At 67.5% G+C, this 13,730-nt stretch carries 13 protein-coding genes and 1 tRNA gene; 11 read left to right on the forward strand and 3 right to left on the reverse strand.

What is annotated here, in order from left to right; all coding sequences use genetic code 11:
- Positions 1-12: 12 nt before the first annotated feature.
- From K7W42_RS19565 to K7W42_RS19585, 5 genes are all read left to right on the forward strand, one after another.
- The gene (locus K7W42_RS19565; RefSeq protein WP_224576844.1) at positions 13-1,203 is read left to right on the forward strand and encodes an acetate kinase; all 1,191 of its coding nucleotides are present in this window, start codon (positions 13-15) and stop codon (positions 1,201-1,203) included.
- The gene (gene pta / locus K7W42_RS19570) at positions 1,200-3,305 is read left to right on the forward strand and encodes a phosphate acetyltransferase (protein WP_224576824.1); all 2,106 of its coding nucleotides are present in this window, start codon (positions 1,200-1,202) and stop codon (positions 3,303-3,305) included. Before K7W42_RS19565 ends, pta begins: the two co-directional genes overlap by 4 nt.
- A gap of 8 nt (positions 3,306-3,313) precedes the next feature.
- Positions 3,314-3,385, forward strand: a tRNA-Val gene (locus tag K7W42_RS19575).
- A gap of 213 nt (positions 3,386-3,598) precedes the next feature.
- A complete protein-coding gene (locus K7W42_RS19580; protein WP_224576826.1) occupies positions 3,599-4,855 on the forward strand; it encodes an SDR family NAD(P)-dependent oxidoreductase in 1,257 nt (418 codons plus the stop codon).
- A 35-nt stretch (positions 4,856-4,890) separates the two neighbouring features.
- Positions 4,891-5,634 carry a hypothetical protein gene (locus K7W42_RS19585; RefSeq protein ID WP_224576828.1) on the forward strand — a complete coding sequence of 248 codons (744 nt, stop codon included), beginning with the start codon at positions 4,891-4,893 and terminating at the stop codon, positions 5,632-5,634.
- A 61-nt stretch (positions 5,635-5,695) separates the two neighbouring features.
- Here K7W42_RS19585 and K7W42_RS19590 read toward each other — a convergent pair whose 3' ends face one another.
- The 3 genes from K7W42_RS19590 to ddrC all read right to left on the reverse strand — a co-directional run bounded on the left by K7W42_RS19590 (position 5,696) and on the right by ddrC (position 8,634).
- Positions 5,696-6,790 carry an LptF/LptG family permease gene (locus K7W42_RS19590; RefSeq protein WP_224576830.1) on the reverse strand — a complete coding sequence of 365 codons (1,095 nt, stop codon included), beginning with the start codon at positions 6,788-6,790 and terminating at the stop codon, positions 5,696-5,698.
- Complete coding sequence (locus K7W42_RS19595) at positions 6,787-7,833, reverse strand: LptF/LptG family permease (RefSeq protein ID WP_224576832.1); 1,047 nt, start codon at positions 7,831-7,833, stop codon at positions 6,787-6,789. Before K7W42_RS19595 ends, K7W42_RS19590 begins: the two co-directional genes overlap by 4 nt.
- Before the next feature lie 105 nt (positions 7,834-7,938).
- Positions 7,939-8,634: a DNA damage response protein DdrC gene (ddrC, locus tag K7W42_RS19600; RefSeq protein WP_224576834.1), complete on the reverse strand. Its 696-nt coding sequence runs from the start codon at positions 8,632-8,634 to the stop codon at positions 7,939-7,941.
- A 302-nt stretch (positions 8,635-8,936) separates the two neighbouring features.
- Here ddrC and K7W42_RS19605 point away from each other — a divergent pair, with 302 nt between their 5' ends.
- From K7W42_RS19605 to K7W42_RS19630, 6 genes are all read left to right on the forward strand, one after another.
- The gene (locus tag K7W42_RS19605; RefSeq protein WP_224576836.1) at positions 8,937-9,818 is read left to right on the forward strand and encodes a heme/hemin ABC transporter substrate-binding protein; all 882 of its coding nucleotides are present in this window, start codon (positions 8,937-8,939) and stop codon (positions 9,816-9,818) included.
- Entirely contained in the window at positions 9,815-10,873 is a 1,059-nt protein-coding gene (locus K7W42_RS19610; RefSeq protein WP_224576838.1) for a FecCD family ABC transporter permease, read from the forward strand. The genes K7W42_RS19605 and K7W42_RS19610 overlap by 4 nt, the downstream gene beginning before the upstream one ends.
- Complete coding sequence (locus tag K7W42_RS19615; RefSeq protein ID WP_224576840.1) at positions 10,870-11,703, forward strand: heme ABC transporter ATP-binding protein; 834 nt, start codon at positions 10,870-10,872, stop codon at positions 11,701-11,703. The genes K7W42_RS19610 and K7W42_RS19615 overlap by 4 nt, the downstream gene beginning before the upstream one ends.
- Positions 11,704-11,795: 92 nt before the next feature.
- Positions 11,796-12,077: a hypothetical protein gene (locus K7W42_RS19620; protein ID WP_224576841.1), complete on the forward strand. Its 282-nt coding sequence runs from the start codon at positions 11,796-11,798 to the stop codon at positions 12,075-12,077.
- A gap of 14 nt (positions 12,078-12,091) precedes the next feature.
- On the forward strand, positions 12,092-12,424 hold the full coding sequence (locus K7W42_RS19625; RefSeq protein WP_157460591.1) for an antibiotic biosynthesis monooxygenase family protein: 333 nt from the start codon (positions 12,092-12,094) through the stop codon (positions 12,422-12,424).
- Entirely contained in the window at positions 12,421-13,377 is a 957-nt protein-coding gene (locus K7W42_RS19630; protein ID WP_224576842.1) for a siderophore-interacting protein, read from the forward strand. Before K7W42_RS19625 ends, K7W42_RS19630 begins: the two co-directional genes overlap by 4 nt.
- Positions 13,378-13,730 lie beyond the last annotated feature (353 nt).

Consider the following 13,730-nt stretch of genomic DNA (forward strand, 5'->3'; position numbering starts at 1 on the left):
AGAATGCGGCGTATGTGGACGCTGGTGCTCAACTGCGGGTCAAGCAGCCTTAAATTTGCGCTCCTCAGCCAAGAGGATGAACAGACGCGGCTCTCCGGGCTGGCCGAGCGGCTCGGGTCGGCTGGTGCGTCGCTGCGGCTCGACATGGACGGAGAACGCCAGACCCTCTCACTGGACGGCGGCAGTTACGCCGACGCCTTTGCCCAGATCGCTGCGGCACTGGAAGCACTGGGGCTGCGGGAGGAAGTGACGGCCGTGGGGCACCGCGTGGTTCACGGCGGCGACCGCTTCAGCGCGCCTGCCCTGGTGACCCCCAAGGTGCTGGACGGTGTGCGGGCCTGCATGCCGCTGGCCCCTCTGCACAACCCAGCCAACATTGCGGGCATTGAGGCGGCGCAGGCGGCCTTTCCCGGCGCGGCCCATGTGGCGGTGTTCGACACGGCCTTTCACCAGACCATGCCCGAGGTCGCTTACCGCTACGCTGTCCCGGAGGGCTGGTACCGTCAGCACGGCGTGCGGCGCTACGGCTTTCACGGCACCAGCCACGCCTTTGTGGCGGCCCAGGCAGCCGAGCGGCTGGGCCGCCCCCTGACCGAGCTGAATCTGGTCACGGCCCACCTGGGCAACGGGTGCAGCCTCTGCGCAGTGCAGGGTGGGCGCAGCATCGACACCAGCATGGGCCTGACGCCCCTGGAAGGCCTGGTGATGGGCACCCGCAGCGGCGACGTGGACCCCGGCCTGCACGATTACATCGCGCGTCAGGCGGGCCTGAGCTTGTCGGAAGTGACGGCGGCCCTTAACCGGGACAGTGGCCTCCTGGGGCTCTCTGGCCTCAGCAACGACATGCGGGAATTGGAAAAAGCCGCCGGGCGCGGCCATGCAGGCGCGCGGCTGGCCATAGACGCCTTCGTATACCGGCTGGCAGGGCAAATCGCCGCCCTGGCGGCCGCGCTGGGCCGGGTGGACGCACTGGTCTTCACCGGGGGCATTGGGGAAAACAGTGCGCTGGTGCGCGCGGCCACCCTGCAGCGGCTGGCCGTGCTGGGCGCAGGGGTAGATGCAGTGGCCAACGGCGCTGCAGTGCGCGGCCAGAACGGCCTCATCAGTCCGGCCGGCGCACTGCCTGCCCTGGTGGTGGGGACCAACGAGGAACTGAGTATCGCGCGGCAGACGCAGGCCCTGCTGGCCGGAGGTCAGGCATGAAAACGCTGTTTCTGGCGCCCACCCGCAACGGGGTGGGGCTTAGCAGTACCGCGCTGGGGCTCACGCGCGCCCTGGAACGCCAGGGCCTCAAGGTCGCGTTCGTGAAACCCATCGCCCAGACGCACGAACTGAAGACCGATGACAGCGTGCATTTTGCGCGCGAACTGGTCCGGCTGACGGTGCCTGAGCCCATCGCCCTGGCGCTGGCCGAGGAAGGGCTGAGCCACGGCGGCGAGGAAGACCTGATGGAAAGCGTGGTGGCCCTGGCGCGCGAGGCCAGCGCTGGCGGCGCCGACGTGCTGGTCGCCGAAGGGCTGGCCCTGAATGAGCGCAATGCCTACGCCGGGGCCCTGAACGCCAGCATGAGCCGAAACTTGGAAGCCGATACCGTGCTGGTTTCCAGCCTGGCCGGGGTCAGCCCCGCCGAGCTGGCCGATGAGCTGGAGATCGCCGCCCAGGCCTACCGCCGCAGCGACGGCAGCGGCCTGAGCGGCTACGTCCTGAACTTTGCGCCGCCGAGCCTGGACTACGGCACCCTGATGGCCGAACTGCGCTCGCGCAGCCGGGTGCTGGCCAGCGGTAACCTGCCGCTGCTGGGGGTGGTGTCCAGTTCGGCCGCACTGAACGCGCCGCGCACCCTGGACATCGCCCGGCACCTGGGGGCCGAGGTGGTCAATGAAGGCGAGGCCGCCGCGCGCCGGGTCACCAGCACCGTGATTACGGCCCGCACCGTGCCCCGCATGGCGCACCTGTTCGTGCCGGGCGCCCTGGTGGTGACCCCTGGTGACCGCGAGGACGTGGTGATGGCGGCGGCGCTGTCTCACCTCAGCGGGGTGCCGCTGGCGGGGCTGATGTTCACCTCGGGCAGCGGCCCTGAAGACAGCATTGAGCGGCTGTGCCGCGCCGCGCTGAACAGCACCTTGCCTGTCTTGCGGGTCGACACCAACTCGTTTGAAACGGCCTCCCGCCTCTCGCGCATTGACGCGCGGGTGCCGCACGACGACCTGGGGCGCATGGACCGGCTGCTGGACTTCATTGCTGACCGGCTGGACACTGTGCCCCTGGGCACACGCCTGCGGGCCCCCGCCCCGGCGGGCGAGCGCCGCCTGCCCCCCAGCGCCTTCCGCTACGAGCTGATTCAGAAGGCCCGCGCCGCGGGCAAGCGCATCGTGCTGCCCGAGGGCGACGAGCCGCGCACCGTCAAGGCCGCCATCCGCTGCGTGGAAAAGGGCATTGCCCGGCCCGTGCTGCTGGCCCGGCCCGAACGGGTGCGTCAGGTGGCCGAGGGGCAGGGCCTCACCCTGCCGGATGGGCTGGAGGTATTGGACCCCGATTCGGTGCGCCAGCACTATGTCGCCCCGATGGTCGAGTTGCGAAAAAGCAAGGGCCTGACCGCCCCCCAGGCCGAGGCACAGCTGGAAGACACGGTGGTGCTGGGCACCATGATGCTGGCGCTGGGCGAGGTCGACGGCCTGGTGTCGGGCGCCATTCATACCACGGCCAACACGGTGCGGCCGGCCCTGCAACTGATTAAAACGGCGCCGGGCGCGGGCCTGGTCAGTTCGGTGTTTTTCATGCTGATGCCCGAGCAGGTGCTGGTCTACGGCGACGCGGCCATCAACCCCAACCCCGGCGCCAAGGAACTGGCCGACATCGCCATTCAGAGTGCGGACAGCGCCCGCGCCTTTGGCATCACGCCGCGCGTGGCGATGCTGTCGTATTCCACTGGCGAATCGGGCAGCGGCGAGGACGTGGAAAAGGTGAAGGCCGCCACGGCGCTTGTCCGGGAGCGCCGACCCGACCTTGTGGTAGACGGGCCCCTCCAGTACGACGCCGCCAGCGTGCTGTCCGTGGGGCAGCAAAAGGCGCCGGGCAGCCTGGTGGCTGGCCGCGCCACAGTGTTCATCTTTCCCGACCTAAACACGGGCAACACCACCTACAAGGCGGTGCAGCGCGCGGCGGGTGTGGTGGCGGTGGGGCCGATGCTTCAGGGCCTGCGCAAGCCAGTCAACGACCTGTCGCGCGGCGCGCTGGTGGACGACATCGTGTACACGATTGCCCTGACGGCCATTCAGGCAGCGCAGGCAGAGAGCCAGAGCTAGACTGAGGGAGTCTGGTAGCTCAGTGGAAGAGCGCTCGCCTTACAAGCGAGAGGTCGGCGGTTCAGTTCCGCCCCAGACACCGGGGGTCGCCCACCTTGCCAAGGTGACGCGGCCCCTACCTTTTGGGCATATGCGCGGCAAAAGAGATTGGGGCCTATTACACTGGAGCTGTTCGGTAGCTCAGCGGAAGAGCGCCCGACTTCAGATCGGGAGGCCGGCGGTTCGAGTCCGTCCCGGATACCGGAGGGGGTCCGTCACTTCACCGACGACGCTCCCTCCACCTTTTGTTCTCTATGGACCCTGACCTGACCCCCCTGGACTGGCAAGCCGCGCAGCGCGTGATGAAGGCGGTGTTACGCAACCCGGCCCTGGCCGATGACCAGCCTGAATTCCGCACGCTGGTGGCCGGCGTCAACCGCCTGGGGCGCAAGCATGCCCGGCAGGCGCAGACTGCGCAGCGTCCGGCCCCGGACCCTCAGACGCAGCGGCGCTGCTACATGTGCCGGCAACCCTTTGGTCTGGCTGATGCGGGCAATCCCGCCTGCTGCGCGGCCTGTGGTCAGCTCAACCGCCACAAGCGCCGCGCCCGCGCCGATCTGACGGGCCGCGCAGCCCTGCTCACCGGAGGCCGGGTGAACATAGGGTATGCCACGGCCCTGCGACTGCTGCGGAGTGGCGCGCAGGTGACTGTGACCACCCGCTTTCCTATGGACGCCGCGCGGCGCTACGCCAGCGAACCCGACGCCCACGAGTGGCGCAGCCGCCTGACCCTCTACGGCCTGGACCTCCGTGACATTCGCGCCGTGCAGGCGTTCACCGATGAACTGGGCCGCACCCTGCCCCACCTGGACATCCTGATCAACAACGCCGCGCAGACCATCGCGCGGCCCGCCGCCTACTACGCTCCGCTCCTGGACGGCGAGCGGCAGGCTCTGCCCGGCACGGCGCTGGACCTGAATGTGGCGCAGCCCGCCCCCGCTGCCCTGCTGAACGGGGAGGAGCCGTCACCCTTCTTCCCACCAGAGCAACTGGACCGGCACGGGCACGCCCTGGACCAGCGCCCCCACAACAGCTGGACCGCCCGACTGGACGACGTGGAGGCGCGCGAACTGCTGGAAGTGCAGCTGGTGAACACCACGGCGCCCTATCTGCTGTGCAGTGGCCTGCTGCCCCTGCTGCGGCGCTCGCCGTTTCAGCGGCGCTTCATCGTGAATGTGAGCGCCGTGGAAGGGCAGTTTGCGCGCGCTGCCAAGAACGACCGCCACCCGCACACGAACATGGCCAAGGCCGCCCTGAACATGCTGACGCGCACCAGCGGCCCGCGCCTGGCCCGAGAAAGCATTTACATGACCAGCGTGGACCCCGGCTGGGTGTCGCAGCAGGAGCCGCACCCCCAGCAGGAACGCATGGCCGCGCAGGGCTTTCGCCTGCCACTGGACCTAGACGACGCGGCGGCGCGGCTGTGCGACCCCATCTTTGCCGGGCTGAATGAGCCGGGCCGGCCCCTGGCAGGGGTCTTTCTCAAAGACTACCGGGTTCAGCCATGGTAGTTATTCCCCGCCACCAGCAGGCCACATTCTGGGCGGTGACTGCGCCCGAAGGTCTGGGCTATGTGCTGGACGGCGTTTCCTACGGCCTGCTCCCGTTGGCTGGCGTAACCGCCGCTGCCGTGGCCGAACGGCACGCCGCAGCCATAGAGGTTCAGCAGCTGACCCCTGATCCAAGCGGAGAGGCGCAGGCACGACAGGCCGCCGCACTAGCAGGCGCCCTGACCTGGCTGGTGGACGGCCAGCCCCCAGACGCGCAGACCCTGCAAACCTTAAAGCAGGACCACCCTCTCACCACCTCTGCTGCGTGTCTCCGCACCGATGGCAGCGCAGACAAGGGAGACGGCTCGCTTAGCCTGGGCTACCTGCTGAATAACCGCCCTTACGGCACCCTCCTGCGGGGCGCCCAGGGTCACGAAGGGCTGGCCGAGCGAGCAGCCATCTATCTAGGCCTGACTCACGCGCGCCTGCTGGGCTACGCGGCTTACCACGTTCAGAGTGACCACAAGTTTCATGTGCGCCGCTATGACGAGAGGCTGATTCACCGGGGCCGGCGGCAATCGCCGTCGCTGGAGCGGCTGGACGCCCTGGTCGACAGTCTGGGGCCAGCCGTGACCTTTGCCTATGTGCCGACACTGGACACTGATGCGCCGCACCGAATGGCGCTGCACGCCCGTGCACTGGACCGGTTGGCCCGCAGCGAAGCGCTGTCACGCGCCCAGGCTGTCGCGCTGCGGCGGGTCCATTACGCGCTGAAAGCCAGCGGTCCTGTGCTGTTCTGATTTGAGCTTCCACCTGAACAGAACACAGGGCCGCTTCAGACACCAGTCGTAGACGGCCCTTTCAGCGCCGCGCCGTGAGCCACAGCAGCGCCGCGCCCGCCGCCAGCGCAATCAGATTGGGACCGTAGGCGGCTAGGGCGCCGGGCAGGGCGCCGTTCTCGCCCATCACGCGGAAGACGCTGAACGTCGCGTAGTACGCAAAGGTCAGCAGCAGGGCCCACACCAACCCCAGGTCGCGGCCACTGCGAAAGGCGTAGACAGCCAGGCTGACTGCAAAAAAAGCCAGGGCCAGGGCGGCCAGCGGGCCAGCAAACTTCTGGTGCAGCGCCGTGAAATCGGCCGGTGCACTGATGTGCTGCTGGCGGTAGGTCTGGGTGCGGCGCCACAGGTCCGGCAGCGGGTCATATAGGGGCTGGGCCACGTTGCCGCCCTCGCCGCTCAGGTCAGTGCCGGTGTCTTGCAGGGGCAACTGGCCGCGCTCGAAACTCAGCACCGTCACCGGGCGGGCGTCCTGATAGGTGACGCGCTGGCCGTCACGCAATTCAAGGACGTTGCTGCCGGGGTCCAGGCGCCCGGACTGGGCCGTAATCACCTCGCGGGGGGGGAGGCTGTCCTGCATGGTCACAATCCGCAGGTCACGCAGTTCGCCGCCGGGGCGCACCTCGCCCACGCTGATGGCGCGGCCCAGGGTGTCGCGCAGCACCACGTTCTGTTCGCCCAAGCCCAGCACACGCGGGTTGTCCAGCACAATCTGACGCTGCACGGCCCGCGCTTCTGTACGGGCGCGCGGCACGAAGCCTTCGCCCAGCCCAAAGGCCAGCAGCGCCACCACGCCGCCCAGCAGCAGCACGGGCCGGAACAGCCGGGCCGCCGGAATGCCCGCCGCCACCGCGCTTTTAATTTCGCTGTCAGCCGCCAGGCGCGACAGCCCCAGCAGCACCGCGAACATCAGGGCGATAGGCAGGGCGGTCGCGGTAGCCTCCGGCACGCTAAGGGCCAGCACGCGGGCCACCAGCAGGGGGTCGGCCCCTTTGGCCAGCAGCGGCGCAATGATTTTTTCCAGCCCAACCAGCAGCAGCAGCGTAATCACCGCCGCCACACCACCCGCCAGAAACGGCAGAATCTCACCCAGCACGTAGCGTTCAAAGGTCTTCACCGCAGCCTCCAGGTCAGTGCAGCGGCCAGCAGCAAAAAGGCCAGATTGGGCAGCCACGCGGCCAGCGCCGGGTCCAGAGCGCCGGCCCGCGCCAGACCCGGCACGGTGGCCCACAGGGCGTAAAACCCTACCAGAAACACCAGCACGGCGGCAAAGGCGGCGGCGCGGTTGCGCAGCAGCAGGCCCAGGGCGCCCGCAGCCAGGGCAAAGACCACAGCCGTCAGGGGGTCGGCCACGCGGCGGGTCAGCTGAAAGGCCGCGTCACGCCGGTCAGCGGGCAATAGGCGCGCGTCAGTGGTGCGGGCCCGCAGTTCGGCCGTGGGCGTCTGCTCGGCGGCGGCGGGGGGGCGGCGCAGGGTGTCGGCCTGCGGCACCGTCACCGGCGCGGTGGCCTGCCGGGGATTCTGGCCCGGCAGGCTGATCCAGGGGCTCAGGAGGGTCCAGGTGCGCTTGCCGCTGTCCCAGGTCCCGATGCTGGCCGTCAGCGTTTTCTGGCCAATCTGCACCATGACCCCTTGCAGCTGGGCCGTTTGCCCATTGCCGTCGCTGACCACGCTGCCCGCGTAGTACAGGGCGCCGGGCGGCGCGTAGGTGTAGCGTTTCTGCGTGGTGGGCGGCACCGGAATGCTGTAGATGTTGAACCAGGCGGTGTCCCAGCGCGCCAGTCCAGCCGGCACCAGCCGGTCCCCGTTCACGTACGCCAGCGCCGCCACTAATAAAAAGGGCAGGGCCAGCGGCCACACCAGCCGCAGCGGCGGCACGCCCCCGGCACTGATGGCCTTGAGCTCGCTGTCGCGCTGCATCCGCGAAAACGCCAGCAGGATGGCGAAGGGAACGGCCAGCACCAGACTTTTGTTGAGGATGCTGGGGGCAATGCTGAAAAAGGCGGCGGCGGCTTTTTCGATAGGCGGGCGGTACATCAGCAGCTTGGCGACGGTGCTGCTCAGCGCGTCTACCAGTTGCAGCGACAGAAACAGCGCCACGCCGGCCGCATACCAGCGGGTGACCTCGGCCAGAACGAGGCGAATGAGGATGGGCGGCACGAGCCGGATTCTAGCGGGCCTGCATGAGGAACAGAGCGGCAACTGGCGTCAAAGGGGACGGGCAGGCCACTGGAAATGTGGCCTGCCCGTCTTCCCTCCTCTGCTTTAGCTCGCTTGCGTGGGCAGTGGGGTTTCCCAGCCCAGCCGCTCCCGGCGGGCGACATATTCGTGCAGCTTCAAGATGGCCGCGTTGCCGTGGGCGCCTCGCTCCTGAATGGCGCGGGTGGTGGCCGTGTCCAGATAAGCCAGGCGCAGCAGTTCGGTGCTGCTCAGGCCGTCGCGGGTCTGTTTGACGCCCCGCTCGCGGCGAATGGCGGCGCTGTTGGTGCCCAGCACGCTGCGGTTGCTGATGCTGCCCAGCTGGCCGTACACCGGTCCGGCGCCGCCGTGGCGAGCCACGGTGCTTATCAGTTCGCGGCGGGCGTGGGTGCTTTCCAGGCGGGAGGCCAGCCAGCGCCGCGCTTCGGGGTCAGGGTTGCGCTCGGCAATCTGGGCCGACAGGCGCACGTCGCCTTGCAAGGCGCGCGTCAGCAGATCCTGCGCCCGCTTGCGCCAGCGCCGCGCCTGCGGGGTCTCCAGCGTAAAGGCCAGGCGGGTGAAGTCGGGAATGCTCAGGGCCGCTTCGGCCCCTGCACCGTAATCGCGCGTTTCAAGGTCCAGTTCCAGCGCGGCGCAGGTGGCGGTATGGCGGTCTTCAGTTACTCCCAGTTGATTCAGGGCCGAGGCGGCGTGTAGGAGGCCGTCCGCACTGACGGGCAACCGGACGGTGCCAAAATCGAGGGTCAGCGGAGCGTTCTTCATAGAAAGAGTATACCACATTTTCTGCTTAAAACATAATCTTTAGGCGCAGCTGAAGACCAGGTATGCGGAAAATCTATCGGCTTAATTCTGCGATCCATAGGCTTTTTTTTGAGACAATCAACCTGAAGGCGAAGTCATGAGCTGCTGTGGACAGTCCAAACCATCCTTTTGCCAGAGACAGAATACTTCGGCCTACTTTTTTAGACAGAGTTACGCAGCCAACTGAACGCCCGTCCAACCTCTTCGTGGGTCAAACCACACTTATACTTGACTAAACCACTCGGTTTACATACGTTGGGGCCGTGAAAGGGAAACTTCTGGCTCTGACGGCTCTCGCTCTGCTCTCTGCCGCTTCTGCGGCGTCCATTAAGGGCGCCGACGGCGTGACGGTGGAAGTGACCAACCCCAAGCGCGTGGTCGCGCTGAACGCCACCACCGTGGAACTGATTTACCGCCTCGGCAAGCAGGCCACGATTGTCGGCACCGACATCACCGGCACCTACCCGCCCAACAAGATTCCCAGCGTGGGCCACTGGGCGCAGCTGCCCGCCGAAGGCATCATTGCCCTGAAGCCGGACGTGGTGATTGGCACCGCCGATAACTTCGCCATGCCCAGCAACGTCAAGACGGTTGAGCAGCTGCGCGCGGCCGGCGTCAAGGTGCTGGTGCTGCCCGCCAGCGACCGTGGCGGCCTGGACGGCGTCAAGGCCCGCCTGAACATGCTGGGCCAGGTCTATAACGTGCAGAGCGCGGCCACCAGCCTGAGCAAGAGCTTTGACACTACCATGCAGGCCGTGAAGGCCAACCAGCCCAAGACGGCGCCCAAGGTGGTCTTTCTGTACGCCCACGGCCCCGCCAGCGGCATGCTGTACGGCACCGACGGCGGCGCCAACGAGCTGATTACCCTGGCCGGCGGCAAGAACGCCGCGACCTTCAAAGACACCAAGGAGCTGACCGCCGAAGCTCTGGTGGCCATGAACCCCGACGCCATCATCATGCTGACCCGCGGCATGGAAGCGGTGGGCAACCTGGACGCCGTGCTGAAGATGCCCGGCGTGGCCCAGACCAACGCGGGGCGCAACCGCCGCGTCTACACCGTGGACGACTCGGTTCGCTGGATTGGGCCGCGTCTGCCCGAGTTCGCGCTGAAGCTCGCCCGCGAGTGGAAGGCCGACTTCCGTTGACCGCTGCCGCCGCCCCGGTCCTGAGCCGTCAGCGCACGCGGGCGGCCCTGGTGCTGCTGGCGCTGCCGCTGCTGCTGGTCGGCGCGGTGGTGCTGGCGGTGGGCACGGGCGCGGTGCCGATTACGCCAGGGCAGGTGCTCAGCATCCTGCTGGCGCCGCTGGGCGTATCCCCCCTGCAAGGCTACGATGAGCAGCAGGCCGCCGTGCTGTGGGCCATTCGCCTGCCGCGCGTGGCCCTGGGCATTCTGGTGGGCGCGGGCCTGGCGATAGCGGGGGCCGCCATGCAGGGCCTGTTCCGCAACCCTCTGGCCGACCCTGGCCTGCTGGGCATCTCCAGTGGGGCCAGCCTGGCGGCTGCCATGAGCGTGGTGCTGGGCTTTCACGCCTTTGGCATGTATTCGCTGCCCGCTGCGGCCTTTGTGGGGTCCCTGCTGTCCACAGCCCTGATCTACCTGCTGTCGCAGGACCGGGGCCGGGTCAACGTGACCACCATGCTGCTGGCCGGTATTGCGATCAACGCGCTGTGCGGCGCCGGCACCGGCCTGATGACCTTTCTGGCCACCGACGAACAGCTGCGCACCATCACCTTCTGGAACCTGGGGTCGCTGGGCGGGGCCACCTGGCCCACCGTGCTCAGCGCCCTACCTCTGATTATGCTGGGCGTCTTGGTGCTGCCCCTGACGGCCCGCGCCCTCAACGCCTTCATGCTGGGCGAGAGCGGCGCGGCGCACCTGGGGATTCCGGTGCAGGGCGTCAAGTGGCTGATTGTGACCCTGGTGGCCCTCAGCGTGGGCGCGGGTGTGGCGGTGGCGGGCACCATCGGCTTTGTGGGCCTGGTCGTGCCGCACCTGCTGCGGCTGGTCACCGGCCCCAACCACCGCACGCTGCTGCCAGCCTCGGCGCTGCTGGGGGCCACGCTGCTGGTCTTGGCCGATCTGGTGTCACGCACCGTGGCCGTGCCGGCTGAGGTGCCCATCGGCATCGTGACGGCCCTGCTGGGCGCGCCGTTCTTCCTGTACCTGCTGCGCCAGGGCCGGCGGGAGACGGGCCTATGAGGGAGGCCGCTGTGCTGGATCCCCAGACCACGCCGGTTCCTGTCCAGACTCCGGCGGCCACCCTGGTTCGCGTCACCGAACTGGAATATGAGGTGGCGGGCCGCACGCTGCTGCGGCAGGTGTCGCTGTCGCTTCAGGCTGGCGAACTGCTGGTGGTGCTGGGGCGCAACGGCGCTGGCAAAAGCACACTCCTGAAGCACCTGACCGGCGAACTGGGCCGGCGCGGGGTGGAGCTGTTTGGCCAGGCGCTGCCCGAATGGCGCGGCGCCGAGCTGGCCAGGCGCCGCGCCGTGCTGCCGCAGCAGACGCCCGTGTCTTTTGCCTATGAAGTGCTGGACGTGGTGCTGCTGGGCCGCATTCCCCACGGACGAAATGAAACTCCGGCTGACCGCGCCATTGCCGCCGCCTGCCTGGCGCGGGTGGGCCTGGCCGGCTACGAGGGCCGCAATATTCAGACTCTCTCGGGCGGCGAGCAGCAGCGGGTCCATCTGGCGCGCACGCTGGCGCAGCTGGAGGGCACGCCGGGCGACCGGGTGCTGCTGCTGGACGAACCCACCGCCAGCCTCGATCTCGCGCACCAGCACGCCACCCTGCGCCTGGCACGCGACCTCTGCGCGCAGGGCGTGGGGGTGCTGGCCGTGCTGCACGACCTAAATCTGGCCGCGCAGTACGCCGACCGGGTGCTGCTGCTCTCGGACGGCGCCGTGCTGACCTGCGATACCCCCAGTGCCGCCCTTACCCGTGACCATATTCACGCCGCTTACGGCCACGAGGTGCTGGTCACCCGTCACCCCTGCCTGGACTGCCCCCTGATTGTCAGCGCCCAGTAGAAGGAGGCCCGACCTCCTTTTTTCGCGTTAAACTTGAGTAATTCTGTCGGATTAGTTCGTTACCCGCCTCTGTCCCAAGGAGTGCTCTGCCCATGACCCGCTTCCTGCTTTCTGCCCTGCTAGCCGCCTCGGTGGCCTCGGCCCAGAACGTGAATGTCACGGACGCCGAGGGCCGCACCGTCGCCCTGACTCCAGCCGACACCGCCCGCGTCCTGACCCTGGGTGGCCCCGTCACCGAAATCGTGTACGCGCTGGGGGCCGGCAGCCGGGTGATTGCCGCCGATTCCTCCTCGTACTCTCCCGACGCCGTGAACAAACTGCCCAAGGTGGGGCTAACAGCGCGCCCAGCCGACCTTTTACACACATTAAATTAGACCCAGGAGCCCCCATGCTGACTGTGATGAACCGAATCCGGGTGCACCCCGACTACGCCGACGCTTTCGAGGAGCGGTTCCGCACCCGCGCGGGGCTGGTGGACACCATGCCCGGCTTTATTCGCAACGAGGTGCTGCGCCCCGCCCAGCCGGGCAAACCCTACATCGTGCTGACGTACTGGGAGAGCCGCGAGGCCTTTGAAGCCTGGACCACGTCCGACGCTTTCAAGCAGGGCCACGCCCGCAGCGGCAGCCTGCCCAAGGAAGCCTTTGACGGCCCCAGCGAACTGGAAATCCACGAAGTGTTTCTGAACAGTGACACCCGGCCGCAAGGAGAGCCCGCATGACCACTGCTGCCCGCCAGCCCATCGTCAATGACGACATGCACGACATCATCACGCACGTCAACGAGGGCCACGTGCCCGAACTGCTGCACTGCGTCAAGGCCTACACTCCTGTTCAGGACGCCACCCACGTCCAGATGACCGCCGTCTACGAGGACGGGATGGAGCTGGAAGTCACTGCTCCTGCCGGCCTGAGCCGTCATTTCGTGGCCTACGCCGTGCCGGGCCCGGCCCACGAAGCCATTCGCGGCACGGTGAGCGAGGCGATGAAGAAGCTGGGGGTCAAGCCAGACAGCCGTGTGGCCCACTGGCGCCTGACCGAGAACCGCGCCCTGACGGCGCATTTTCGCCGCCTGACTGTGAATCTGGGTGAGGACGAGCGCGCCGATTGGCGCCCCGGCTATGCCTGCCGCTTTGACGTGCCGGGGCATGAACATGGCCGCCCCTACACACTGCGCCGCGTCAGTGGCACTACCGCTGAAGTCGACGTGTACTGCCACGACAACACCCTGGGCAGCCAGTGGGCCGAGGGCCTCCAGCCCGGCGAGACCGTCACGGCACGCGGCGATTATCAGGAGGTTACTCCTGACTTCAGTGCCGGTCCCGCGCTGCTGCTGGGCGACGAGACGGCGCTGCCAACCATCGCCGCGCTGCTGGAAGGCTGGGCCGATGAACACCCTGTGCGCGTGCTGCTGGAGGTCGGCGACGCTGCCGACCAGCGCTACCTGGACGACGTGCACCTGCCGTCTGGCGCGCATGTGAGCTGGCTGCCCCGCATGGGCGGGAGTGGCACCGCCTTGCGTGAAGTGCTGGACGCACTGGAAACCCCACCCGCAGCGGTGTGGGGCGCCATGGAAGTCAGCGCCGCCAAAGCCCTGCGCAAGCATCTGCGCACCGAGTACCCGGACGCCGATGTGCGGGTAACCGGATACTGGCGAGTGAACGAGAAGAACTAAGACGGAATCCAGTTGAATCGTTTGCAACAACGATGACATCCGAGCGGACTTGCAAAGCGGCGCAGCAGACTTGAAAAGCTCCTCAGGAGAGCGAGAAGGAGAACAACAGGTTCCGGACATGGAGTTGGCAAATCGGCGTTTTCCCGATTTGTCAACGAAACAAACGGAATCCGTCTAAGAGGTTGGGGAGAACCGGCGGGGAGACATTCAATCTCCCCGTTGGTCCTGTTAGCTGGTCAGGCAATAAAAAAGCCGCCTCTCTAGGCGGTGATGTCAAGAATTATAGCACGGTATGCAGCGGCGGTCAATCTATACACGGATTGAGGCGGCCTGTAAAGCGCGGCGACGGTTTA

The sequence above is a fragment of the Deinococcus betulae genome (assembly GCF_020166395.1).
Classification (GTDB): domain Bacteria; phylum Deinococcota; class Deinococci; order Deinococcales; family Deinococcaceae; genus Deinococcus; species Deinococcus betulae.